Source organism: Paractinoplanes rhizophilus (genome assembly GCF_042664765.1).
Lineage (GTDB): Bacteria > Actinomycetota > Actinomycetes > Mycobacteriales > Micromonosporaceae > Actinoplanes > Actinoplanes rhizophilus.
The window spans coordinates 46,506-69,151 of record NZ_JBHTBJ010000025.1 but is presented as its reverse complement, the minus strand read 5'-3'; the positions used below and the strand labels follow the sequence as shown (position 1 = coordinate 69,151).

The 22,646-nt window shown below is 71.3% G+C and carries 24 protein-coding genes; 13 read left to right on the top strand and 11 right to left on the bottom strand.

All coding sequences use genetic code 11. The features are described from left to right. The first annotated feature begins 2 nt into the window (after positions 1-2). The 5 genes from ACFQS1_RS27510 (at position 3) to ACFQS1_RS27490 (ending at position 4,727) form a co-directional block, all read left to right on the top strand. Positions 3-692 carry a DUF2848 family protein gene (locus ACFQS1_RS27510; protein ID WP_378973744.1) on the top strand — a complete coding sequence of 230 codons (690 nt, stop codon included), beginning with the start codon at positions 3-5 and terminating at the stop codon, positions 690-692. Beyond that, on the top strand, positions 689-1,156 hold the full coding sequence (locus ACFQS1_RS27505) for a carboxymuconolactone decarboxylase family protein (protein WP_378973742.1): 468 nt from the start codon (positions 689-691) through the stop codon (positions 1,154-1,156). Before ACFQS1_RS27510 ends, ACFQS1_RS27505 begins: the two co-directional genes overlap by 4 nt. Before the next feature lie 129 nt (positions 1,157-1,285). After that, a complete protein-coding gene (locus ACFQS1_RS27500; protein WP_378973739.1) occupies positions 1,286-2,482 on the top strand; it encodes a CaiB/BaiF CoA transferase family protein in 1,197 nt (398 codons plus the stop codon). A 21-nt stretch (positions 2,483-2,503) separates the two neighbouring features. Continuing rightward, complete coding sequence (locus tag ACFQS1_RS27495) at positions 2,504-3,061, top strand: carboxymuconolactone decarboxylase family protein (RefSeq protein WP_378973736.1); 558 nt, start codon at positions 2,504-2,506, stop codon at positions 3,059-3,061. Between the two features lie 154 nt (positions 3,062-3,215). After that, positions 3,216-4,727 (top strand): alpha/beta fold hydrolase, encoded by a 1,512-nt coding sequence (locus ACFQS1_RS27490; RefSeq protein ID WP_378973734.1) that lies wholly within the window; start codon positions 3,216-3,218, stop codon positions 4,725-4,727. A gap of 85 nt (positions 4,728-4,812) precedes the next feature. Here the strand turns inward: ACFQS1_RS27490 and ACFQS1_RS27485 are convergent, their stop codons facing one another. The 4 genes from ACFQS1_RS27485 to ACFQS1_RS27470 form a co-directional block, all read right to left on the bottom strand. After that, positions 4,813-6,261: an HAD-IB family hydrolase gene (locus ACFQS1_RS27485; RefSeq protein ID WP_378973731.1), complete on the bottom strand. Its 1,449-nt coding sequence runs from the start codon at positions 6,259-6,261 to the stop codon at positions 4,813-4,815. Further along, positions 6,258-8,114, bottom strand: coding sequence for a lysophospholipid acyltransferase (locus ACFQS1_RS27480; RefSeq protein WP_378973729.1), 1,857 nt, complete (start codon positions 8,112-8,114; stop codon positions 6,258-6,260). Before ACFQS1_RS27480 ends, ACFQS1_RS27485 begins: the two co-directional genes overlap by 4 nt. 255 nt (positions 8,115-8,369) lie before the next feature. Further along, positions 8,370-10,037, bottom strand: coding sequence for an ABC transporter permease (locus tag ACFQS1_RS27475; RefSeq protein WP_378973728.1), 1,668 nt, complete (start codon positions 10,035-10,037; stop codon positions 8,370-8,372). After that, positions 10,034-10,957 (bottom strand): ABC transporter ATP-binding protein, encoded by a 924-nt coding sequence (locus ACFQS1_RS27470; protein ID WP_378973725.1) that lies wholly within the window; start codon positions 10,955-10,957, stop codon positions 10,034-10,036. Before ACFQS1_RS27470 ends, ACFQS1_RS27475 begins: the two co-directional genes overlap by 4 nt. 370 nt (positions 10,958-11,327) lie before the next feature. Here ACFQS1_RS27470 and ACFQS1_RS27465 point away from each other — a divergent pair, with 370 nt between their 5' ends. Continuing rightward, the gene (locus tag ACFQS1_RS27465) at positions 11,328-12,014 is read left to right on the top strand and encodes a response regulator transcription factor (protein WP_378973723.1); all 687 of its coding nucleotides are present in this window, start codon (positions 11,328-11,330) and stop codon (positions 12,012-12,014) included. Then, a complete protein-coding gene (locus ACFQS1_RS27460; protein WP_378973721.1) occupies positions 12,004-13,386 on the top strand; it encodes a HAMP domain-containing sensor histidine kinase in 1,383 nt (460 codons plus the stop codon). The genes ACFQS1_RS27465 and ACFQS1_RS27460 overlap by 11 nt, the downstream gene beginning before the upstream one ends. 46 nt (positions 13,387-13,432) lie before the next feature. On the opposite strand, the gene ACFQS1_RS27455 is transcribed toward ACFQS1_RS27460, so the two are convergent. After that, entirely contained in the window at positions 13,433-14,089 is a 657-nt protein-coding gene (locus ACFQS1_RS27455) for a DUF2202 domain-containing protein (RefSeq protein WP_378973718.1), read from the bottom strand. Between the two features lie 389 nt (positions 14,090-14,478). Here ACFQS1_RS27455 and ACFQS1_RS27450 point away from each other — a divergent pair, with 389 nt between their 5' ends. Together ACFQS1_RS27450 and ACFQS1_RS27445 are read left to right on the top strand one after the other, a co-directional pair. After that, positions 14,479-14,664 (top strand): PLDc N-terminal domain-containing protein, encoded by a 186-nt coding sequence (locus tag ACFQS1_RS27450; protein ID WP_378973715.1) that lies wholly within the window; start codon positions 14,479-14,481, stop codon positions 14,662-14,664. Next, positions 14,661-15,536 (top strand): ABC transporter ATP-binding protein, encoded by an 876-nt coding sequence (locus ACFQS1_RS27445; protein WP_378973713.1) that lies wholly within the window; start codon positions 14,661-14,663, stop codon positions 15,534-15,536. Before ACFQS1_RS27450 ends, ACFQS1_RS27445 begins: the two co-directional genes overlap by 4 nt. A gap of 103 nt (positions 15,537-15,639) precedes the next feature. Here ACFQS1_RS27445 and ACFQS1_RS27440 read toward each other — a convergent pair whose 3' ends face one another. From ACFQS1_RS27440 to ACFQS1_RS27430, 3 genes are all read right to left on the bottom strand, one after another. Continuing rightward, positions 15,640-15,939: a hypothetical protein gene (locus ACFQS1_RS27440; protein ID WP_378973710.1), complete on the bottom strand. Its 300-nt coding sequence runs from the start codon at positions 15,937-15,939 to the stop codon at positions 15,640-15,642. Positions 15,940-16,147: 208 nt separating this feature from the next. Then, positions 16,148-16,348: a DUF6767 domain-containing protein gene (locus tag ACFQS1_RS27435; protein ID WP_378973708.1), complete on the bottom strand. Its 201-nt coding sequence runs from the start codon at positions 16,346-16,348 to the stop codon at positions 16,148-16,150. Position 16,349: 1 nt separating this feature from the next. Next, on the bottom strand, positions 16,350-16,547 hold the full coding sequence (locus tag ACFQS1_RS27430; RefSeq protein WP_378973706.1) for a DUF1918 domain-containing protein: 198 nt from the start codon (positions 16,545-16,547) through the stop codon (positions 16,350-16,352). 237 nt (positions 16,548-16,784) lie between these two features. Between ACFQS1_RS27430 and ACFQS1_RS27425 the strand changes: the two genes are divergently transcribed. After that, a complete protein-coding gene (locus ACFQS1_RS27425; RefSeq protein WP_378973703.1) occupies positions 16,785-18,005 on the top strand; it encodes an ABC transporter ATP-binding protein in 1,221 nt (406 codons plus the stop codon). On the opposite strand, the gene ACFQS1_RS27420 is transcribed toward ACFQS1_RS27425, so the two are convergent. From ACFQS1_RS27420 to ACFQS1_RS27410, 3 genes are read right to left on the bottom strand one after another with little or no spacing between them, the layout of a single operon-like run. Further along, complete coding sequence (locus ACFQS1_RS27420; RefSeq protein ID WP_378973701.1) at positions 17,975-18,502, bottom strand: ferritin family protein; 528 nt, start codon at positions 18,500-18,502, stop codon at positions 17,975-17,977. The two genes, ACFQS1_RS27425 and ACFQS1_RS27420, sit on opposite strands and share 31 nt — an antisense overlap. A gap of 17 nt (positions 18,503-18,519) precedes the next feature. Next, a complete protein-coding gene (locus ACFQS1_RS27415; protein ID WP_378973698.1) occupies positions 18,520-19,341 on the bottom strand; it encodes a universal stress protein in 822 nt (273 codons plus the stop codon). 1 nt (position 19,342) lies between these two features. Next, entirely contained in the window at positions 19,343-19,813 is a 471-nt protein-coding gene (locus ACFQS1_RS27410) for a universal stress protein (RefSeq protein WP_378973696.1), read from the bottom strand. Between the two features lie 175 nt (positions 19,814-19,988). Between ACFQS1_RS27410 and ACFQS1_RS27405 the strand changes: the two genes are divergently transcribed. From ACFQS1_RS27405 to ACFQS1_RS27395, 3 genes are all read left to right on the top strand, one after another. Continuing rightward, positions 19,989-20,678 carry a CBS domain-containing protein gene (locus ACFQS1_RS27405; protein WP_378973693.1) on the top strand — a complete coding sequence of 230 codons (690 nt, stop codon included), beginning with the start codon at positions 19,989-19,991 and terminating at the stop codon, positions 20,676-20,678. Positions 20,679-20,706: 28 nt separating this feature from the next. Beyond that, positions 20,707-21,135, top strand: a complete 429-nt coding sequence (locus tag ACFQS1_RS27400) for a universal stress protein (RefSeq protein ID WP_378973691.1) — start codon at positions 20,707-20,709, stop codon at positions 21,133-21,135. 115 nt (positions 21,136-21,250) lie between these two features. After that, on the top strand, positions 21,251-22,633 hold the full coding sequence (locus tag ACFQS1_RS27395; RefSeq protein ID WP_378973689.1) for a polysaccharide deacetylase family protein: 1,383 nt from the start codon (positions 21,251-21,253) through the stop codon (positions 22,631-22,633). Positions 22,634-22,646: the final 13 nt, after the last annotated feature.

Here is a 22,646-nt window from a genome sequence, read left to right as displayed (position 1 = left end):
AGATGACCCAGCGGTTTCGGATCACGATCGACGGTGCGGACGGACTCACCGAGCAGGAGTTGGAGGTGGCCCGGGTCTACAACCTCGGCTTCACCATCCGCGACAAGGAGAAGATGCAGCGTCACCTGGATGAGGTGACCGGCGTGCACGTCGACTGGCCCGAGCGCCCGCCGATCATCTTCCCGATCAGTTCCTGGGCGACCATCGTGGACTCCGACGTGCCGGTGCAGTACGACACCACCAGCGGCGAGATCGAGATCGTCACCGTCGTCACGCCGGAAGGGCTGCTGGTCGGCACCGGCAGCGACCATACCGACCGGAAGCTGGAACAGACCGATGTCCCGTGGTCCAAGCAGGCCGCGCCGAACGTGCTGGCTCCGACCCTGTGGCGCTGGGCGGACGTACGCGACCACTGGGATGAGGTGCAGTTGGAGAGCTACGTCGACGGCCGGCCGTACCAGAAGGCGTCGGTCGCCGAGTTCTGGACGCCCCAGGAGATGGTGGACAGCGTGGAGGGACGGCTCGGCGACGTGCCCGGGACCAAGGTCTTCTACAGCGGCACGGTGGTGTCGCTGGACGAGCGTCTCGATTTCGGCCGTCAATGGTCGCTGCGCATGATCGACCCGGTCACCGGCAAGACGATCCGGCACGACTACACGGTCAGCGTGTTGAGCGAGGAGATCAGCAAATGAGCACGCGGAAGCCCGGATCGGGCGCCGGTGGCGGCTCGGGCGACAAGATGGACACCTTCGACCTCCCGCTGTTCGAGCTGCTCAAGACGGTGGATCCGGACATCAAACGGATGTTCGAGGAGTTTCTCAACTACACGATCTTCCACGAGCGGCCGCTCGCCCTCGACCTCAAGACCCGATACCTGGTGCTGGTCGGGATCACCACGGCCGTGCGCAACGACCGCGAGGGCATCGAGTGGAGTTCGCAGCTGGCGATGAAGCACGGCGCCACCGAGCGTGAGGTGCTCGAGGCGATCTCCCTGACCAACCTGCCGGCCGGCACGCCGGCGATGGAGTATGCCGCCGACGTGTGGCACAAGATGCGTCAGGGTGAGGCGAGCGTGCAGCGGCGAGGCACCGAACGACAGGACCGCGGCTTCCGCGCCTGGAGCTCGTGGAGCCGGGCGCGCGACGACGCCGCCTGATCGAGATCAACGGATGGGCGGGGTTCCCGCTCGCCGATTGTTGTATACAATCCTCTTGAATGACGCCCGGGATGTCCAAGCACGCCGCGAAACGCGCTCGCAATCGTATGCAGTCACGAAGGAGGCCACATGTCGACGAAGGAAGCGGGTGCGGGGCTGAAGGGTCTCCGTGTGGTCGAGATGGGGCAACTCCTCGCCGGACCCTTCTGCGGCCAGCTCCTGGGCGACTTCGGCGCCGAGGTGATCAAGATCGAGCCGCCCGGCGAGGGTGACCCCATGCGGAACTGGGGCCGGGAGCGTCCGTACGGCAAGTCGCTGTGGTGGCCGGTGGTGGCCCGCAACAAGAAGTCCGTGGAGCTGAACCTCCGCGGGCAAGCGGGCCAGCAAGCCGTCCGGGACCTGGTCGAGAAGTCCGACGTCCTGATCGAGAACTTCCGGCCGGGCCGCCTCGAAGGCTGGGGCCTGAGCCCCGACGCGCTGCTGGCGCTCAACCCCCGGCTGATCGTCATCCGGGTCACCGGTTACGGTCAGACCGGACCGTACGCCAAGCGCGCCGGCTTCGGCTCGATCGGTGAAGCGATGGGCGGCCTGCGCTACATCGTCGGCCAGCCGGACGGCTTCCCCAGCCGAATGGGCATCAGCATCGGCGACGCGCTCGCCGGAACCATGGGCGCGCTCGGCGGCCTGGTGGCGATCAACGCCCGGCACCGCACCGGCCGGGGGCAGGTGGTCGACTCGGCCATCTTCGAAGCTGTGCTCTCCTACATGGAGTCGATGATCCCGGAGTACGTCATCGGCGGTTACATCCGCGAGCGGACCGGCTCGGTGCTGCCCAACGTGGCTCCGTCCAACGTCTATCCGACCCGGGACGGGCAACTCGTCCTGATCGCCGGCAACCAGGACACCGTCTTCCGGCGATTGGCGGCCGCGATGCAGCGCGACGATCTCGCCAAGGACGAGCGCTTCGCCACCCATGCCGCCAGGGGAAAGAACGCGGAGCTGCTGGACGAGATCATCACTGAGTGGACCGCCTCGATCGACTCCGATCCGCTGCTCGACCTGATGGAGGATTCGGGCGTGCCGGCCGGGCGAATGTACCGGGCGCCGGAGATGCTGGCCGATCCGCACTTCGCGGCGCGTGAATCGATCATCAGCCTGCCGCACCCGGACTTCGGCGAGCTGCCCATGCAGAATGTGGCTCCTCGCCTGAGCGACACACCCGGCCAGGTGCGCTGGGTGGGCCCGGAACTGGGTGCCCACAACGACGAAATCCTCAGAGGACTGCTCGGCATGACCGATGAACAGGTGGCTCGAGCCCAGGCTTGACCCGCCGCGGGAGGACGCATGATGTACTTCACACCCGTGCCCGTCGACGAGATCGGCGAGCCGCTGCGCAGCAAGGTGCGCGCCATCGACGAGCTGGGCGGCGACAGCGGTTTCCACCGGTTCGCCGCGCACGCGCCGGAGATCGCGGAGTTCTACTGGGGGCACTTCTACCGGGACGTGTTCTTCGCTGGCCGGCTGCCGGTCCGGCTCAAGGAGCTGGTCCGGCTGCGGCTCGCCGGGCTCAACGGCTGCCCGTTCTGCCAGGCGGGCGACACCGCATCGGCGAAGAAGCACGGCATCTCCCAGGAGGAGATCGACGCGGTCTTCGCGCTGCGCGACGACGGGTTCACCCCGGCCGAGCGGGCGGCGCTCGAGGCGGCGACGCGGATGGCGAACGTCGAGCCGTACGACCTGCTGACCGAACAGAACAAGGCGGCGCTGGCCACCCACTTCGACCAGGCGGAACTGGTCGAGCTGACGATGGTGATGGCGGTGCTCACCGGCATGGGGCGAATGCTCGCGGTGGCCGGCTTCATCGAGCGCTCCTGCCCGGTCCCGGCACCTGCGGCGGAGGCGTGAACCTGCCGCGACGCAGCAGGGCATGGCTGGAGGAGGGCCGGGCTCAGATCGTCGGCATGATCCGGAGCGCACTTGGCGACGGCCGGGCCGGGCGGCTGCCCGGGCCGGTCGTTGGTCCCTATCCGCTTTCTCCGCCGGCGCTGATGCTGGTTCTATGACCACCGTTGAGCACACCCGGCCGCTCGCCCCGCGCCGCGCCCTGGCCGGCGGCGGAATTCGTGAACGCCTGATCGCGGTGTCGGCCGTGGCCGCCCTGTCCGGGCTGGTGGCTGCCGCATTGCTTCCCCGCGGGCCGACCACCGGCACCGAGGTCGTCGCGCTGATGGCGGGCACGCTGATCGTCGGCGTCCTGGCCGGCGTCCTGTCGCAGTCGCGGTGGGCCGGTCTGCTCGGGCCCGTGGCACACCTGACGGCGTACGAGTTGGCCCGGTTCACGGTTTTTGAAGTTCCCGGCCCGACGCTGGACCGCCCGCGCCTCGACGTGACCTTGGGTGTGCTGCTGTTCCTGGCCGTCCACGTGATGTACGCGGTCGTGGCGCTCCCGCCCATGGTGCTGGGCTGGATCGTCGGCGTGACGGCCACCCGCCACGACAAGCGGCCGGCAATCGTCCACATCGGAGCAGTCCTGCTGGCGATCGGCGTCGCCGCGCTGGCGGTGCAGCTGGTCCGGCCCGGCCGGGTCGCACCCGTGCTGGACGCCGACGGCCGGCCGGTGCCGGGCAGCGTCGCCGCGCTGGAGAAGGTACGCCTCGGCGGCGTCGACCAGTGGGTGTCCCTGCGCGGTCGCAGCCGCTCCAACCCCGTGCTGTTGCACCTGTCCGGCGGGCCGGGCAGCTCCGACGTGGGCTGGGTGCGCACCTTCAACCAGCCGTTGGAGGAGCACTTCACGGTGGCGGTGTGGGAACAGCGCGGCGTCGGCAAGTCCTATCCGGCGCTGGATCCGGCCGGGACGCTCACCCTCGACCGGATCGTCGCCGACGGCATCGAGCTGTCCCGCCACCTGGCCGCGCGCTTCGGACAGCCGAAGATCTATCTGACCGGCAACTCCTGGGGGAGCACGCTCGGCGTGCTGATGGTGCAGCGCAATCCCGAGCTGTTCTACGCGTACGCCGGCACCGGCCAGATGGTCAGCCAGCGCGCGACCGACCGGGTTCTCTACGAGCAACTGCGGGCGTACGCCGACGACAGCGGCAACACCGGGCTGCGGGACCAACTGCGGGCCTTGGGACCGCCGCCGTACCGCGACGTGCTCGGCTACGCGAAGGTGATGGAGCACTACGACGCGATCGAGCCCTACCAGCACGGCGCCGAGTTCGAGCGGGCCCGCGGTCTCGGCGGCTTCTTCCCCGGCGAGTACAGCCTGCTCGACACCTGGAACGAGGTCCGCGGCTTCGCCGACATGGGCGGCCTGCTCTACCCGCAGCTGCAGGAACTGGACTTCCGGGTCACCGTGCCACGGCTGGACGTGCCGGTGTACTTCATGCAGGGCCGGCACGAGCTGACCGCCCGTAGCCGGTTCGCCGACGAGTGGATCGCCACCCTCCGGGCGCCGATCAAGCGGGTGTACGTGTTCGCCGACTCGGGCCACAACCCGGACGCCGAGGAGCCGGCCCGGTTCAACCACCTGATGGTCGACACCGTGCTGGCCGAGACCTACCGCCGATGAAGTCCGGCCGGCCGACGGGAGGCTGATGCTGTGAACGCCCCGTCGGCGGTCGCGCTGATCGCGGTGGTCGCGACATCCGGGGCGATCACGCCGCGCACACCGGTTTCGGCCAGTGCGCGAGCGTGTCGGCGAACCGCCCGCGTACCTCGGCGATCCGCTGATCGAGCTCGTCCGCCGGCCAGTCGCCGGCCGGGATCGGGTCGAGCACAGCGACGTCGACCGTGCCGGGGTTGACGAACAGTGAGCGGCGCCAGGCGAGCTCTCCGGTGTTGCGCAGCACGATCGGGACGATCGGCACACCAGCCTGCCGGGCGATGTGGAAGGCGCCCTTCTTGAATCGGCCCAGCGCCGGCGTCGGCATGCGGGTGCCCTCGGGGAAGATCAGGATGGACGTGCCCGCGCGCAGTCTGCGCACCACACCGTCCATGCTCTGCTTGGCCCTCGTCAGGTCGGAGCGGTCGATGAACACCGGGTCGAGCACCGCGCTGACCGCCAGCATCCGCGGGTCGTGGCGTGCTTCCTTCTTGGCCACGGCGGTGAAGTCGTGGCGCAGCAGGGCGCCGAGCACCACCACGTCGAGGGTGCTCTGATGGTTGGCGATGAACACCGCGGGGCGGGCCTTCTCCAGCTTGTCCGCGCCGACCACCTCGAGCTTCACACCCGCGTGGGCCAGCGCCAGATCGGCGGACAACCCGATGCCGGTGTTGACGCCGAGTCGGTGGTCGCCGGTGAGCCAGCCGTAGGCCAGACCGGTGGTCAGCCCGATGTTGACGCCGGCCAGGCCGCCGATGGTCCCCAGCACGGCGCGCAGGCCGGGTGACCGCGGCTCGCGCAGCGTGAGCACCGGCCAGGCCCGATCGTCGGCGGCGCGCCGCAGGCCCGGGTGCGGATTCACCGCGTACGGGTGGGCGACCGCGCCGAGGAAGGCGACATCCTCCGGACCGTTGGCGTAGCCGTAGCTGCGCTTGAGATCGATGCGATGCGCCCGGGCGAACTTCCGCACCGCCGCGGCCTTCGGCTCACCCCAGAGCAGGCCGGTCGTGCTGCGCCCGGTCATGACCCCGTCCTCGTCCTCCACTTCGGTGCAGAGGATGTGGGTGATACCCAGGTCCCGGGCCACCGGCTCGATCTGGAACCGGGTCGCCGAGGATGCAACCACGACAGTGTGGCCCATCTCCCGGTGCGCGCGGACGAGGTCGCGGGCCTCGGGGCGCATCGTGCCGGCGATCCGCTGCGCGAACAGCCGCTCGCCGGTCTCGGTCGCCGAGGCGACCGTACGTCCGCGCAGGGCCGCGAGACCGGTCTCCGCGACGGCGTGCGCGGCGCCGCCGTTCCGGATGCCGTCCAGGGCGGCGGCGCCGGCGCGGGCGAGCTCCGCCGGGCCGATGTCCGCCCGGCTGATCCGATCGCGATAGATGCTCTCGGCGGTGTAGCCCCGCACCAGGGTGCCGTCGAGGTCGAAGAACGCGCCGATCCGCGGCCCGGCCGGGCCGGCGCCGACCGCCTCGATGACCTCGCGGGCGGTGACGTTCACGACCGGTCCCGGTGGTGCAGGCCGGCGATCACGTTCACCCGGCGTACGGTTTCGCGGAGCTCGTCGCGGAAGGCCCGGCGCTGCTCGGCCGTCCCGGGGCCGATGTCGGTGAGGCCGCGGTGCCCGGCCAGCCGCAGGGCGGGCCGGAACAGCTCCAGCGACACCGATTCCTCGCTGGCCAAGTGCTTCTGCAGCGCCCATTGCCGGCCGAGCCGCAGGCAGTCGTCGAGGAAGCGGGCCTCGTCGAACGGCTCGTCGTCCGCCCGGTCGGCCAGCCGCTCGGCGACGACCCGGTAGGCGTCCAGGAACGGCCGCAGCACCAGGTGGGCCACCAGCAACTCGCTCTCCCGGAGCCACCGCTCGGCGTCCGCCGCGCCGAACTCGTGCAGCCCGCCGGCCTGCCGGGGATCGACGATCGCCAGCTCGGCGGCCATCTCCCGGGCGAACTCGCCCCGGGAGGGGAAGAAGAAGTCGAACTTGAGCAGGTCGCGCAGCCGCAGGGTCTCCCGGTTCGCGGTGGCCAGCCCGTTCTCGCCGCCCTCCATGGCGGCGACCAGGCCCAGCTCGCCGATCGCCCGGTCGACCAGCACGTGTACGGCCGTGTTGCGGTAGAACGCGGCCACCAGATGCTCGCCGGACGCGACTGCCCAGACCGTCTCCGGGCCGCCGTCGTAGCCGGTAAGGACCCCCGAGCGGGTCAGGTCGTCGAGCGCCCGGTGAATGGTGGCCCGGTCGGTGAGGTTCGCCGCGCCGGCCACCGGCCGGCCGCGCTGGGTGAGGTAGCGGGCGAGCGGGGCCACCGTCGCCAGCACTTCGTCGAGGGTCAGCGCCCGGTCAGCGGCCAGCAGCGCCAGGCAGACGACGGCGGTGGTGGTCACCGGGGTGGCCCGGTTGATGCGATGACACGTCTCCAGGGCGATCCGCTCGACCTCGCTCGCCGCGGGCGCGTCGCCGGCCCGGATCTCGGCGAGCCGGTCCCGCACGGGGAGTGGCTCGCCGAACTCCACGTACGCCCGCCCGAACCGTTCCCGCTGGGACCGTCCGAAGGTCCACAGCCACCGCAGATTCTCCGGGCGCTTGCCCACGCCCCGGGCCTCGTTGGTGACCAGCGAGACCTCGTGCAGCTGGTCGTACACGATGGAGACCGGGACGATCACCGCGCCCGTGCCGGGCGACGTGTCGAGCGCGTCGATCACGTACCGGAGCAGGCCGTAGGCCGGGGGCCGCAGTTTTCCCGTACGCGTGCGCCCGCCCTCGATCGACCAGCAGAGATTGCGGCGGTTCTTGAGCATCTCGGCGACATACCACCGCAGCGCGAACCGGTAGACCGGGTTGCCGGCGGTCGAGCGCCGGATGTAGACGAACCCGGACCGGCGCAGCAGATGGTTGAACGGGAAGACGTCGAGGTTCGCCCCGGCGAGCACGAACGGCGGCGTGATCCGGTTCCGGGTGATCGCCGCGGGCACCGTGACGCCGTCCAGGTAGGAGCGGTGCGAGAACGGGAACAACAACGAATACTTGCGGTCGAGGTCCCGCAGCCGCTGCGCCTGCTCCGGATCGACGATCAGCTCGTGCGCCCGGGTCAGCCAGCGACTGAACCGGGCCCAGTCGCTGGTCGCGCGCCTCGTGTGGGTCGCGCCCATCTCGCGCAGGTAGCCGGCCGTCTCGGCGCGTACCGCCCGCGGGTCGCGGCCGAGCGATCCGGCCAGCTCGCCGAGTTGGGCCGCGAAGTCGTCGTCGGACAGCAGCGTCGCAACCTCCGGCGCGTCTCCCGGCACCGGGGCCGGCGGTTCGTCGGCCCGGCCGGCCCGGCGCAGGGCTCGGCGGAGGTCCACGTGGTCGTGCGCGGTCAAGCCCTGAATATGGTCGATCAAGTTCGGAATCATCGCCGTCTCGCAAAATGTGTGCGATGGATGCGGGTCGTACACTCAGCGTCGCGCGCTCCGGGACGGTGGGGTCAGGGCCGTTGGCCCTGACAACCGGGCCTCCAGGCCCGTGGTGGCCGAACCACAAGTTGCCTCAGTTCACCGTCGCTCCGCCGCACAAGCCGTCCACAGGACATGAAGTCCCGACCGCCAAGGCTCTTCGCGGTCGAGCGGCACACCGCTTCATCCTGGCTGGACGTCTCGCCGGGTGAACCGGGCGAGACCTGCCCAGGTGAGGATCGCCGCTGCGGCAGTCATGATGATCAGCGGTGTCCAGGTCATCCGTTCGGCGGGGAGGATGGGTGTGGCGGAGAACGGCAGCACTTCGAGTACCCAGCCCGGCAGGTGGAGCGCGTCGCCGATGAGCATGACGATCCAGACGGCCGCGACGACGCCCCAGGTGACCGGGATCGCGACGCGGGGCAGATAGCCGAACATCAGCACGGCGAGCCCGGTGAGCACCATGACGGCAGGCCAATACGTCAGAGCCGCCCCGGCGATGCGCGGGCCCTGCGAGGCGTCACCGATCGTGGCCCCGTACCCGATGCCGAGCAGCCCGCCACCCAGAGCAAGCAGCGCCGCGCCGCCGACCGTGGGGATCAGCAGGCGTTCGAGTGCCCACCGGCTCCGCGACAGCGCGCCCGCCAGCTGCGGCTCGAGGATCCCACTCGCCTCGTCCGCCCGCAGCTGGGTGGCGGACTGGATGGCGAAGACCGCGACGATCAGTGCGATCAGCCCGGCCATCAGCCCGAGCAGCGCGGCGACGCCGGTGCCGTGCATGATGGTTGACACGTTGACGCCGGCGTCGGCGAGCAGGTCGGTCATCTGTTTGACCACCGACCCGAGCAGCAGGGCGCTGAGCACCACGGCGAGGGTCCAGCCGATGATCGGGCCGCGTTGGAGGCGAACTGCCAAGCCGAGCGGCGTCGCATAGCGTTGCGGTGCGTCGGCCTTCCCCGCGGGCTGCGGGAGCAGTCCCGCGCCATGGTCGCGGCGCGCCTCGGCCACCCATGCGACGGCGAGCAGGACCGCGGTGAGCGCGACGAGAAGCGCGAAGGGCCACCACCGGTTGCCGCCCCACGGGGCCATCTGTTGTCCCCACCCGATGGGCGACACCCAGGTGAGTGTCCCGTTGCCGAGGTCGCCGACCAGCCTCAGGACGTAGCAGGCGACGATGATGATCGAGGCGAGGGAGTTGGCCCCGCGGGAGGTCGAGGCCACCTGCCCGGCAAGAGCGCCGACGCCCACGCCGAACAGCCCGATGCCGGTCACCGAGGCGCCCACCACCCAGGAACCGGTCGTCCCGGCGCCGGCCGGGTCGAGGCCCAGCCCGACCGACGCCAACGCCACGAACAATCCGATCGCGACGCACAGCACCGTGGTGACCAACCACGAAGCGACGGAGTACGCGTGCAGGCCGAGCATCCGCGAGCGCAGCAGCTCGCTGCGGCCCAGCTCCTCGTCGGCCCGGCCGTTCCGGGTGACCAGGAAGACGACACCCAACGCGAGGGTGAGGGCGCAGGTCATCCAGATCTTGGTCCACACCGCTCCGCCCAGGGTGGCCGGGGCCGCCGCGAGGCCGGTGAGTGCCTTGATGCCGGGCGTGTCGGACAGCTTCGCGAAATCGTCGAGCGCCTGCTGCGTGGTGAACAGGCCCTTGTAGTAGTCGCCGACGTAGGCGAACAGCCCGACGATGACGACGAACCACACGGTCAGCCGTACGCGGTTGCGACGCACGACCAAGCGAACCATCGTGCCCAGCCCGGCCAGGCCATCCGCCGGAGGACGGTCGACGGCGACGGGCGCCACGGCGGATGCGGCCTGCGGCACCGGCGCCTGGGCGGCAGTCATTTCTCGGCCCCGTTGCCGAGAGCGGCGAGCTCGTCGCGGTAATGCCGCAAGAACAGCTCCTCCAGCGACGGCGGGTTCGCGACCAGCGAGCGCGGGTTCAGCCTCGCCACCGCCGTCAGGACCGCCGGCAGCTGATCGTCGTCGACCGCGAAGGTGACGTGACCGTCGCTGGTCGCGACGTCGTGGACGCCCGGCAGAGCGGTCAGGCCGTCCGCCCCGCCGTCGAGGAGGACCGTCACCTGCGTACGCGTCAGGTGCCGCAACTCGGCGATCGAACCCGACTCCACCGTGACACCCTCGCGAATGATCGCGACGCGGTCGGCGAGCCTTTCCACCTCGGCGAAGATGTGGCTGGACAGCAGCACGGAACGGCCCTCGGCCTTGACCTCCCGGATCGACTTGGTGAAGGCGGCCTCCATGATCGGGTCGAGGCCGCTGGTGGGCTCGTCGAGCAGCAGCAGTGGCGCCCGCGACGCGAGCGCGGCCACCAGCGCGACCTTCTGCCGGTTGCCCTTGGAGTACGTGCGAGCCTTCTTGCTCGGATCGAGGTCGAAGCGCTCGAGCATCAGCTTCTTGCGGTCGCCCTCCAACGGACCGGAGAGCCGGCAGAGAATGTCGATTGCCTCGCCGCCGGTGAGATTGGGCCACAAGGTGACGTCGCCGGGGACATAGGCGATCGAGCGATGCAGCCGCACCGCGTCGATCCACGGGTCACCGCCGAGCAATGTCGCCTTGCCGCCGTCGGCGCGCAGCAGGCCGAGCAGGATGCGGATCGTTGTCGTCTTGCCGGAGCCGTTGGGCCCGAGGAAGCCGGTCACCTGGCCGACGGGGACCCGCAGGTCGAGCCCGCGCAACGCGGTGACCTGGCCGAAACGCTTCTGCAGGCCCTCGACCTCGACGGCCAGCTCACTGCTAGGCATGCGTCAATCCTTCGTTCGATCGTGAAGACAGGTCAGGTAGTGGGCCCGGAGATGTCACGACGCCGCGAGCGTTGTCGATGGTGCGATCGAGGAAGTCGCGCGCCGGCTGTCCGTGCGAGTGAATCGCGCGCACCATGGGGACGACGAGGCTCGCCGAACACATGACCAGCACGCTATGCCCCCGACGAGCCACCGGAAAGGGACTTTGGTCCCGCGCCTCCGGCTTGGCCGACCGGATCGGCGCCCTCGGTGAAAAAGGCATCCTCGAGGTGCTCGCCGGCCCGCCTTCGTCGTGTACGACATGCGAGCGGGCCGGACGGCCCTGTTCGCGACCCCCGCGACCGTGCAGCCTGGAGGTGTGCCGGGCGCCGTGTTGGTCGTCGAGGACGACCGAGAGCTGCGAGGGCTGGTCCGCCGCTATCTGGAGCGGGCCGGCCATGCGGTGCGGACCACCGGCTCGGGCGCCGAGGCGCTCGAGCTGCTGTCCGGCGGCGGCGTGGGACTGGTCGTGCTCGACCTGGGCCTGCCCGACATCGACGGCCGTGAGGTGCTGGCTGCCGCGCACGACGACGGCCGGGAGGTGCCCGTGGTCGTGCTGACCGCGCGCAGCAGCGTCGACGACCGTATCGAAGGGCTGCGTCGCGGGGCCGACGACTACGTGACCAAGCCGTTCTCGCCGACGGAGCTGGTGCTGCGGGTCGAGGCGGTGCTGCACCGGACCGGTGGCCGCACCGGCGGCGCGGACCGGTCGATGACCTTCGGCGGCGGGCGGCTGAGGCTGGACGAGGCGCGCCACGAGGCATGGCTGGACGACAGTCCGCTGGAGCTGACGCCGACCGAGTGGGGCCTGCTGACCGCGCTGGCCGCGACGCCCGGACGGGTGTACTCACGCTATGAATTGATCAATCAGGTGCGGGGGTACGAGTTCCCGGGCTATGAGCGCACCGTCGACTCGCACGTGAAGAACTTGCGCCGCAAACTCGGACCCGACGCGGCCCGGATCGTGGAGACCGTGCTCGGCGTCGGCTACCGGCTGGGGTGGTCGCGTGATCGCTGAGCGCCACTCGCTGACCGGTCCGCTGGGGCGGCGGCTGCTGGCGGCGTTCGTTCTGGTGGCGTTGTCGTCGGTGGCCGTGCTCACGGTCGCCGCGCTGGTAGCCACCGACCGGGGGCTCGCCGCCGCCGCTCAGCAGGATCGGCAGCGGGTCGCCGGCCGGGTGGCGTCGGCCGCTGCGGACGCGTACGCACTCGCGGGTGGCTGGGGCGGCGCCGACCTCACCGCCGCGTCGACCCTTGCCGGCAGCGCCGGCGCGCGCCTGGTGGTCTTCGATGCCGGCGGTGCCATGGTCTGGCCCGGCCACGGACGGGGTCCGGCCATGGGCGACATGCAGCACATGGGGACTGCCGGGCCGGTCGTCGAGACCGCCGTCACGGCCGGTGGCCGGCGGGTGGGCAGCGTGCGGGTGGCCTTCCCGGCGGGCGCTTCGAGCGGCCGGACCGTCGCCTGGTCCTGGGTCGCCGGGGCGGCGGGCGCGGCGCTGGCGACCGCGTTGCTGGTCAGCGCGTTCGTCTCGGGCCGGCTGGCCCGGCCGTTGGTGGTCCTGGCCACGGCGGCGCGCAGGTTCGCTGCCGGAGAGCGCACGGCCCGCGCCCGTCTGCGCGCGCCCGGCGAGCTGGGTGAGGTGGCGTACGCGTTCGACAGCATGGCGGACGAGGTCGCTCGGGCCGAGACGGTCCGCCGCCGCTTGTCCGCCGACATCGCCCATGAGCTCCGTACGCCGCTGGCCGGGTTGCAGGCCGGATTGGAGGAGCTGCGCGACGGTCTCCAGCCGGCCGACGCGTCGCGGCTGGCGGCTCTGCACGACCAGGCCCTGCGGCTCGGCCGGATCGTGCAGGACCTCGCCGACCTGTCCGCGGCCGAGGCGGCCGCACTGTCGCTGCACCCGGTGGACACCGACCTGTCCGGGGTCGCCTCGGCCGCGCTGGCGGCACAGCGCCCTCGGCTGGACACGGCCGGTTTGACCGTGAGCACTGAGCTCGGCCACCCGGCGCCGGTGTTCGGGGATCCGGACCGGCTGCATCAGGCCGTGAGCAATCTGCTTGCCAACGCGGCCCGTTACTGCCGGCCCGGCGATCGGGTGCATATCGCCGTGCGCGTCGATGGCGACGACGCTGTGCTGCGGCTGGCCGACACCGGCCCGGGTATCGCGCCGGACGAGCTGCCGCACGTTTTCGACCGGCTCTGGCGCGGGCGCGGCGCCGCGGGGACCGCCGGCTCCGGCATCGGCCTGGCCGTCGTGCGTGAACTGATCACCGCCCACAGCGGAACGGTGGGCATCGACTCGCCACCCACGGGCGGCGTCACCGTGACCGTACGAGTGCCGCGGTCCGGCGCCGGCCTCCGCTCGCCCGCCGCTCAGCGGCCGTGATGGCCGCGATCTCCCGGCGTGCGGCCGGTGGCCGCCGGCGGTGCTGTTACCGGGTCGACCAATGGGTGAAGGCGGTCAGGTGCCGCTGAGAGGCAGCGATCAAGGTGGTGTAGACCTGCTCGACGTCCGGAGCGGTCAGCCCGCTGGAAGCTGCCCGCAGGGCGGCGATGTCGTCGCGTTCCACCTGCTGCGCGGCGGCCAGCGCGGCGGTCAGGCTCTGCTTGCCCTGCGCCAGCAACTTGTCGTAGGTGGCCTGCGTCGCCTTGTCGGTGAACGTGCCGGCCGGCCGGTCCGCGGTCGGGTCGGTGACGCCATAGCGCTGCAGCAGCGTGCGCACCACGCTCAGGTGCTGGGTCTCCGCGACGCCGATGTGGTCGAAGACGACCGCGTCGTAGCGGGCGGCGAACGCCTGGTACAGGTCGTGCGAGAGTTTCTCCTTCTGCGCCATGAGAGCCAATGCGGGTTTCTGCGCCTCGCTGAGCGTGCCCTGCTCCGCGGTGACGGACAGGCGGTGGCAGGCGCCGCCGCCGTACCCCATGCCGTATCCGGGCCCCATGCCGTTCGGACCGGCGCTCGCGGTGCTGGACGAGCCGAAACCGAACGGGCCGTTGCCGGCCAGCGCCGGAGCCGCGATCGCCAGCCCACCCAGTCCGAGCGCACCGGCCGTGGCGATGGTGGCCACGCGGCGGGTGATGGTCTTCATGACTCCTCCCTTCCTCTTTGACACCTTGACGGTGGCTCGGCGGGATGGCAGCGGTGTGCAATCGGTATGGAGAACGCGTGGAGAACGGCGCCGGCCTGAGTTACCCGTCCCGACCTGGAGAGGTGCGACGGCACCGCACGGATGGAGGGCGGCCGTGATCGCCGCGTGGGCGGTCACGGTGACGTTGGGCGACGGTCCGGGGGTCGGTCATGATGAGCCGCCCTTCGCGGCGTGCCCGGGGTGCACAGCGGGCCCCTCCGGCCCGCCGAACGGGGTCGTTCGGCCCGTTCGCGGCGGCCGGTGCCCCGTCATGCTCGAGGTATGGCGACACGTCTGGCAAAGGCATCCGGCGGGCCCGCTCCGGTGGAGCGACCGAGAGCGGACACGCCATGAGCGACACCGCCGCGTTCCTACCGCTCGTTCTGCTTGCCGTGGCCTTCGTCGGCTACTGCCTCTACGACCTCTCGCGCCACCAGGTGCGCTACCTCCCCAAGTGGGCCTGGGCGCTGATCTGCGTCCTCTCGATCCCGCTCGGGGGCATCGTCTACCTGATCGCCGGCCGGGACCACCGATGATCGTCGAGACGTCCGCACTCGGCAAACGCTACGGCGGGCGCGCCGCTCTCGACGGCGTCGACCTGTCCGTCCCGGCCGGATCGGTGTACGGGCTGGTCGGCCCGAACGGCGCGGGCAAGACGACGCTGCTGGGCATCCTTGCCGGGCTGCGCCGTCCGACCAGCGGATCGATCCGGCTCGACGTGGAGCGCGGCCGGGTCGCCACCCTGCCCGACACACCCCAGTTCGATCCCTGGCTGACCGGCCGCGAGGTCGTGGAGCTGGCGGCTCGCCTCGCGGCTCCGACACCCGCCGGGAGGGTGGACGTAGTACTGGCAGAAGCTGGTCTTGCCGACGCGGCCGCCCGGCGGGTCGGCGGCTTTTCGCGCGGCATGCTCCAGCGGCTCGGGCTGGCCGCCACTATGGTCGGAGAGCCGTCGCTGCTGCTGCTCGACGAGCCGGCATCCGCCCTCGACCCGGCCGGGCGCCGAGAGGTGCTCGACCTGATCGCCCGGCTGCGCGGCCGCGCGACCGTCGTGTTCTCCAGCCACATCCTGGCCGACGTGCAGGAAGTCTGCGACCGGATCGGCATTCTGCGCGACGGCCGGCTGCTCTTCCAGGGCGGCCTCGAGCAACTGCTCGTCGGGCGGGCCACGCCTGCTTATCGACTCCGCTTGAAAAGCGGAACCGATGCGGCCGCCGCGCTGCTCCGGCGTCAGCAATGGGTGACATCGGTACGGCCCGAGGGCGCCGGCCTGATCGTCGGCGTGCGCACCCTGGACGAGGCGGAGACCCATCTGACCGGGGTGCTCGCCGAGGCCGGGACCAAGGTGATCAGTCTCGGCCCTCGGGAGGCCGAGCTGGAAGACGTCTTTCTCGAGCTGACGTCATGACTCTGTGGCGCTTGGAGTGGCTGCGGATGGTGCGGACGCGCCGTCTTCTCGCGCTTCTCTCGGTGTACGCGTTCTTCGGCCTCACCGGCCCACTGACCGCCCGCTACCTCGCGGAAATCCTCGGCGCCGTCGGCACCGAGGGCGTCGAGGTGCGGTTCCCGCCGCCCACTCCGGCCGACGGCATCGCCCAGTTCGCCGGCAACGCGTCGCAGATCGGCCTGCTCGTCGTCGTGCTGATCGCCGCGTCCGCGCTGGCGCTCGACGCCCGGCGCGAGATGGCCGTTTTTCTGCGGACGCGGGTTCCGAGCGTACGGTCGATCGTGCTCCCGGCGTACGGGACAACCACCGCCGCGGCCATCGCCGCGCTGCTGACCGGAACGGCCTGCGCCTGGTACGAGACCACGGCGCTGCTCGGCGCCCCGCCGGCCGCCGCGAGCCGAGGAGCAGGCCCGCGAAGCCGCCGTGGCCCTGGTCGCCGACGACGACCAGCTGAGCGGCGAGCGACCAGTCGCGCAGTATCCGGCGCGCCGAGCCGAAGCTGGCAGCGGATGCGCAGGTCCGCTGCCGCGTTCGCGGTTCTCTGTCGGTCGAGCATGAAGGTCTCCTTCCGCTCAGCCCGTTGGGCGGGCGACCGGCCGCTGGGCCGACCGGGCGCGGACGGCGGCCTCATGTACTCCGGCCCTCAACTCGTCGTCCGTCATCACCAGGTAGACCAGCGGGCAATCCTGTGGACCGGTGGCGCCCATCTCGCAGAGCGTGCACGGTTCACCGGGACGAAGCGGGCACCTCGGGTCGGGCCGGCGACGTCCCATGTCAGGCGGGATCGGGGGCAGGCTCGATGTGCGCCTCGGGGCCCGGAAAGATCAGCCCGACATGTCCGTCGTCCAGCCAGCGCACCTCGTACGGCGGTGTGCCGTCGGGGTGACGCAGTGCCGTGACGATCCCGACCCGGGTGCTGTCGCCCACATGCGTTCCTTTGAGGACTATGCGGTCGCCGACGTGCGCGATCATCGCCATCTCCTCGCTCTCGCTAGCCGGCCGTTTCTCTTCCCGCAGCGTCGCACCGGCCAAGCCGCGCGGGCAGGGCCGATGGTCCCGCCGTCCGGCAGGTGGCGGCGGGGCCACCGGTGGGACCAGCGACCCGGTCGGTACGGCCGCTCGGCACTGCCGGCGATGATCTCGCGGCGGTGTACTGGGCGTGTGGCCGCCACGCGGGTGCGCGGCGGTGGTCCGCGACGGAGGCGCGTCATGTCGGTCGTGCGGTTGGAACATCTGACGAAGACTTTTCCCGGCGGCACCACGGCGGTCGACGATCTGAGCCTGACCATCGGCGACGGCGAGTTTCTCGTGCTGGTGGGACCGTCCGGGTGCGGCAAGTCGACGGTCCTGCGGATGATCGCGGGGCTGGAGAACGTCAGCCGCGGTGATGTGTTCATCGATGACGAGCAGGTGACCGACTGGGCGCCCAAGGCGCGCGACATCGCCATGGTGTTCCAGAATTACGCCCTGTACCCGCACATGACGGTGCGGCAGAACATGGGCTTCGCCCTCAAGCTGCGGCATATGGACAAGGACGAGGCGCGCCAGAAGGTCGAGGAGACCGCGGGCCTGCTGGGCCTGGCGGCGCTGATCGACCGCAAGCCCGCCGCCCTGTCCGGTGGGCAGCGGCAGCGGGTCGCCATGGGGCGGGCGATGGTCCGCCAGCCGCGGGTCTTCCTGCTCGACGAGCCGCTGTCCAATCTCGATGCCAAGCTGCGGGTGTCCATGCGCGCCGAGTTGGCCCGGCTGCACCAGCGCTACCGCATCACCACCGTGTACGTCACCCACGACCAGGTGGAGGCGATGACGCTCGGCGACCGGATCGCGGTCATCGACAAGGGCCGGCTGCAGCAGGTGGGCACCCCGGAGGAGTTGTACCGGTCGCCCATCAACCGGTTCGTGGCCGGGTTCATGGGTTCGCCGAGCATGAACTTCGCGACCGTCGAGCTCGGCGGCGTGCCGGACCGGGTCACCCTGCGGCTGGGTGGACAGGAGTTCGAGGTGCCCGGCGCGGTGCATCGGCGGCCCAGCCTTGCCCGGTATCTCGGTGCTCCGGTCGTTGTCGGCCTGCGGCCGGCGGCGTTCTCGCTGGCCGAGTCGCCCGGGACGGCCACGCTGGCAATCGTGCCGCTGGGCGTCGAGTCGCTCGGCGACGAGAAGCACCTGCTGTTCGAGGCGCCGACGCCCGGTTCGAGCACGACACGGGTGGCGGCGGACGACGTACCCCTCACCGTGGACGAGAGCTCCGGCACCCAGCTGTGGACCGCCAAGGTCACCCAGCATGCCGACCTGACCATCGGACACCCCGTGCCCCTGGCCGTGGATCTGCGGGACGCCTACTTCTTCGACCCCGTCAGCGGAGACGCCGTCGCCGAGGTGCACGACTCCGTGCCCGCAGTTCAGCGCGAACTCCAGGCCTGGACGGCCTGAAGCTGCCGGACGGTGGCGGCGCAGAGCCGGGAGTACGCCTCGTGAACGTCGGCCGCCGAGACCCGCGGAAGGTCGGCGTCGAGGAGCTCGAGCACGCCGCGCAAGGCCTCGGCGATCGACGGTGCCGCCTCGGCGCGACCGGTGCGACCCCGTTCGAGAAGCCGGTCATATTCGGTCTGCACCGTAGGGTCGGCGTATTGCCCGGCAGCCGGCGAGGCGTGGACCGGTTCTCCCGGGGCATACCGGCGGTGCAGCGCGCTCAGCAACGCCATCTCCCGGGCCTGAGCGTCGGCGAACTGGGTCGGTAGCGCCGCGTATCGAGCGCCGAGAGCGAGCAGCAGGTCGTGGGCGGCCCGGATGCGCTCGGCGAGCAGCGCCAGGTGTGCACGTTGCTCGAGGTCGAGACTGCCGGGCGGGTTTCGGAGGACGTCGTTGTCCGGGAAGGTCGCCGGGTCGGTCCACGCCGGGACCCGCACGGGGGCGGCGATCGGTGTCATGACTACCTCCCTGTGACTCACCATCGTTCGGCGTCGCGCTGTGCCAGCGGCACCACCGCGACCGGGCACGGCGCTTCGGTGGCGACGGTCAGCGGCACGTCCCCGGTGCGGGCGCGGCCGATGACGCCGCGCCGCTTGTCGCCGACCACCAGCAGGCCGGCGCCCACGCCGGTCCGGATGAGCCCCTCGCCGACCGGGCCCGCGAGCACCTCGCAGCGCGTCGGGACGGCCGGAAACATCCGCCGCCACGGCGTGACGGCATCGGAGAGCAACCGGGCGCCATCGCCCGGTGGCCCGTCCGTCACGTGGATCGCGGCGAGCGGCAGCCGGCGGTTCGCGGCGTACTCGTAGGCCACCTCCAGAGCGGCACGGCTCGCCGTGCTCGAGTCCACGCCGGCCACGACATGGCCGTGGAACGGGCCATGGGCCGCCGGGTCGCCCGGCCGGACGACGACGACCGGACAGTGCGCCTGGCGAACGACGCGACACATGGTCCGGCCACCCTCTCCGTCGCCGATGATCAGCAATCGCGCGCCGGCCGAGGCGTCGACGAGCTGGTCCGACGGCGCCCCGGCACGGATCTTGAGAGTGGCGCGGGATCGGCCGAGCCGGGCTCCGACGCTCGCGTACGCCCGCGCCAGAGCCGGCTCGACCACCTCGATCTCGGCCGCCGCCGGGTCGCTGACGATCCGGTCCAGCGGCGAGCCGGGCACGCAGACATGCAGCAGCACGAGCCGGTCGCCGGTGCGCGCGGCCATCTCGGCGGCCCAGGCCAGGGCCCGCCAGCCACCGGCGCCGCCGACGCCGACGGCGACGGGTTGTGGCGTCTGCGGTGTCATGTCAGCCGCGGGGGACCGGCTCGGCGCCGGAGCGCACTGGCGCCGGGACGGGCACGACGACGACCGGGCAGGTCGCGTGGCGGATGCAGGCTTCGCTGACCGAGCCGAGCACGGTACGCCGGACCCGGCTGTGCCCGTGGCTGCCGAGGACCAGCAGGTCGGCCGAGCGGGCGGCTCGGGCGAGCGTCTCGCCGGGGCTTCCCTCGATGACCTCGGTGGCGACCGGGACGTGCGAGCCGTGCCGGGCGACCAGCGCCCGGATCTCGTCGTCGAGCATGCGCGTGGCCCGCTCCCGGGCTTCGTTCGGGTTGGTCGCGGTGACGGGTCCGAACTCCAGGCCGTCCCAGGACCAGGCAGTGACGGCCTGAACCGCGCCGCCGCGGGCGTCCGCCTCGCGCACGGCCCAGTCGAGCGCGCGTCGTCCGCCGTCCGAGCCGTCCACGCCGACCACGATCAGATGCCGGGTACTCATGACGCCTCCTTTCGACACCGCCCGGCTCACGACCGAGCGGTACCAGGTCCACGATGGTCCGTTGCGCCGGGCGCGGTCAGGGCCGGAGGTCCCCAGCGGATGGGATGGTCGGGCCTTCCGGCCCTGCCGGTCGGCGGCGGGTGGTCCTAGCGTCAGGGGAGAAGGGAGGTACGTGATGAAGAACTGGACCGTGGACGACGTGATGACTGCGGCGGTTGTTTCCGTCGATCAGGGCGCTTCCTACCGGTCGGTGGTGGACACGCTGGTCGAGCATCGGATCAGTGCCGTGCCGGTGGTGGATGCGTTCCTGCGGGTCATGGGCGTGGTGAGCGAGGCGGACCTGCTGCGCAAGATCGAGTACGCGGGGGACGAGGCGCCCCGGATGTTCGAGGGCCGCCGTCGCCGGCAGGAGCGTGGCAAGGCGGGGGCCCGGACCGCGGGTGACCTGATGAGCACCCCGGCGGTCACCGTGCTGACCGGGACGACGGTCCCGGCGGCGGCCCGGAAGATGGACGCGGAGAAGGTCAAGCGCCTGCCGGTGGTGGACGACCTGGGCCGGCTGATCGGCGTCGTGACTCGCGGCGACCTGCTCAAGGTGCACCTGCGCCCGGACGACGACATCCGGCGGGACATCGAGACCGGCGTGCTCCGTGGGCCGCTCGCCGGCCGGGCCGAGGGTGTCACCGTGACGGTCACCGACGGCGTGGTCAGCCTGGCCGGGCACGTCGAGCAGTGGTCCACCGCGGACGCGGCCGTCCGGCTGACTCACCAGGTGGCCGGCGTTGCCGACATATCCGACCAACTGAGCTACGAGATCGACGACCGTTCCGCGCTGGGCACCGGCATCGGGTTCGCGGCCGGCTGATCAGGTAGCGGTCGTTGAGGAGGTCACCATGACCAACGCCGGGGAAGTCCTGGTGGGCGTGGACGGCTCAGCTCCGTCCAAGGCCGCCTTGAGGTGGGCTCTGGACCAGGCACGATCGACCGGCTCGCGGGTGCGCGCCGTCATCGCGTGGGAGGTGCCCATGCACACCGGGCGCGCCGTGATCGGGTACGAGGATCTCGGCGCCGCCGCGGGCAAGCTGCTGAGCGATTCGGTTCAGGAAGCGCTCGACTTCGACGCCCCGGAGGTCGAGGTGATCGAGACCGTGCTGCCCGGACACCCCGCCCAGGTCCTGATCGACGCGTCGGCCGGCGCTGCCCTGCTGGTGGTCGGCTCCCGCGGCCACGGCGGCTTCGCGGGCACGCTGCTCGGCTCGGTGAGTCAGCTCTGCGCCCAGCACGCGCACTGCCCGGTGGTGGTCGTCCGCGGCAAATACTGACCCGGCCGAAATCACCCGAATACAACGGGGCGAACGACCCTGAACAAGGGCCGGTCGGCGATGGACAGTGGAGGCGAGGCGTGGGCGACGAAGCCCACGCCCGGAGGTGATTTCCGTGAGAACGCTACGGACCGTGGGCTCCCTCGCGGTCCTGGCCGTCACCGCGATGGGGCTGGTGGCGGCGAGGCCCGCGCTCGCGGCGGACACGACGCCCGGCCAGGCGGCCGTGTTCACCCGCGGCTACGACACCACGAAGGTGGCGAGCCTGACCTTCGACCTGGACTGGCGGACCGGCACTGCGGCCGAGAACGCGGTGAGCAAGGCGAACCTCGAGACCGTGCTGCGGGTCTTCGCCGCCAACGGCATCACCGGTGGCTTCGGGATGACCGGGCGGTTCGCCGAGCAGAACCCCGCCGAGGCGGCGACCATCGCCGCACAGGGCCACAAGATCTTCAACCACAGCTGGAGCCACCCGGACTTCATGACGCTGACGCAGGCGGAGCGCTGGTCGCAGCTCGACCGCACGGAGACCGCCTTCCGCAACGCCGGGATCTCGTCCGCCGGGTGGTTCCGGGCGCCGTACCGCTCCGGTTACCTCGACGCGGGCCTCAACCGCGATCTGGCGCTGCGCGGCTTCTACATCAACCTGGACTGGACCTTCGACACCACCGGCTACCAGGCCGCTGACTGGGCGACGGTGAGCGCGCGGATCGACCGCTACACGGTTCCGGGCGCGATCATCGTGATGCACGTGACGACCCCGTCCAGCGACCCGGGCAACCTGCAACTGATCATCGACAAGCTCAAGGGCATGGGGTACGGCTTCGTGAGCCCCTGGCAGGCAGTCACCAAGAACGCGTTCCGGGCCAAGTACCTGGCGGCCGGCGGCTCGGCATCGCCGTTCGGCGCCGCGACCACCGCCGAGATGGTCGCCACCACCACGGGCACCGCGGTGCAGCGGTTCCAGCGGGGACGGTTCTACTACTCGCCGGCGACCGGGGCCAAGTTCGTCTGGAACGGGATCCTGGCCAAGTACGTGGCGTTCGGCACGGTGACGTCGGCGCTGAAGTTCCCGGTCACCGACGAGATGGTCGGGGCCGGTGGTGGCTGGTACAGCCGGTTCCAGGGCGGCTCGATCTACTGGCTCGCCGCGGCCGGTGGCGGCCACGTGGTGCAGGGGGGCATCCACACCAAATACCTGGCGCTGGGTGCCGAGGCCGGTTTCCTGAAGTATCCGCTCTCCGACGAGGTGAAGCTGACCGGCGGCTACGGCTCGCAGTTCCAGGGCGGCAACATCTACTGGACCTCGGCCACCGGCGCGCACGAGGTGCACGGGGCCATCCTCGCCCGCTACCTCAGCCTGGGTGGCATGAGCAGCAGGCTCGGCGCGCCGACCAGCGACGAGCACACGGTCTCCGTGGGGCGGAGCAACACCTTCGTCCACGGCAGCATCACGTGGAACGCGACGACCGGCGCCATCACGGTCGCCTACACCTGACCTGCGTCCCATC

Bases quoted from the DNA above. Each gene is read 5' to 3' on its own strand.
- ACFQS1_RS27510 (WP_378973744.1), top strand. From the start codon at position 3: ATGACCCAGCGGTTTCGGATCACGATCGACGGTGCGGACGGACTCACC.
- ACFQS1_RS27505 (WP_378973742.1), top strand. From the start codon at position 689: ATGAGCACGCGGAAGCCCGGATCGGGCGCCGGTGGCGGCTCGGGCGAC.
- ACFQS1_RS27500 (WP_378973739.1), top strand. From the start codon at position 1,286: ATGTCGACGAAGGAAGCGGGTGCGGGGCTGAAGGGTCTCCGTGTGGTC.
- ACFQS1_RS27495 (WP_378973736.1), top strand. From the start codon at position 2,504: ATGTACTTCACACCCGTGCCCGTCGACGAGATCGGCGAGCCGCTGCGC.
- ACFQS1_RS27490 (WP_378973734.1), top strand. From the start codon at position 3,216: ATGACCACCGTTGAGCACACCCGGCCGCTCGCCCCGCGCCGCGCCCTG.
- ACFQS1_RS27475 (WP_378973728.1), bottom strand. From the start codon at position 10,037: ATGACTGCCGCCCAGGCGCCGGTGCCGCAGGCCGCATCCGCCGTGGCG.
- ACFQS1_RS27470 (WP_378973725.1), bottom strand. From the start codon at position 10,957: ATGCCTAGCAGTGAGCTGGCCGTCGAGGTCGAGGGCCTGCAGAAGCGT.
- ACFQS1_RS27455 (WP_378973718.1), bottom strand. From the start codon at position 14,089: ATGAAGACCATCACCCGCCGCGTGGCCACCATCGCCACGGCCGGTGCG.
- ACFQS1_RS27450 (WP_378973715.1), top strand. From the start codon at position 14,479: ATGAGCGACACCGCCGCGTTCCTACCGCTCGTTCTGCTTGCCGTGGCC.
- ACFQS1_RS27445 (WP_378973713.1), top strand. From the start codon at position 14,661: ATGATCGTCGAGACGTCCGCACTCGGCAAACGCTACGGCGGGCGCGCC.
- ACFQS1_RS27435 (WP_378973708.1), bottom strand. From the start codon at position 16,348: ATGGGACGTCGCCGGCCCGACCCGAGGTGCCCGCTTCGTCCCGGTGAA.
- ACFQS1_RS27430 (WP_378973706.1), bottom strand. From the start codon at position 16,547: ATGATCGCGCACGTCGGCGACCGCATAGTCCTCAAAGGAACGCATGTG.
- ACFQS1_RS27425 (WP_378973703.1), top strand. From the start codon at position 16,785: ATGTCGGTCGTGCGGTTGGAACATCTGACGAAGACTTTTCCCGGCGGC.
- ACFQS1_RS27420 (WP_378973701.1), bottom strand. From the start codon at position 18,502: ATGACACCGATCGCCGCCCCCGTGCGGGTCCCGGCGTGGACCGACCCG.
- ACFQS1_RS27415 (WP_378973698.1), bottom strand. From the start codon at position 19,341: ATGACACCGCAGACGCCACAACCCGTCGCCGTCGGCGTCGGCGGCGCC.
- ACFQS1_RS27410 (WP_378973696.1), bottom strand. From the start codon at position 19,813: ATGAGTACCCGGCATCTGATCGTGGTCGGCGTGGACGGCTCGGACGGC.
- ACFQS1_RS27405 (WP_378973693.1), top strand. From the start codon at position 19,989: ATGAAGAACTGGACCGTGGACGACGTGATGACTGCGGCGGTTGTTTCC.
- ACFQS1_RS27400 (WP_378973691.1), top strand. From the start codon at position 20,707: ATGACCAACGCCGGGGAAGTCCTGGTGGGCGTGGACGGCTCAGCTCCG.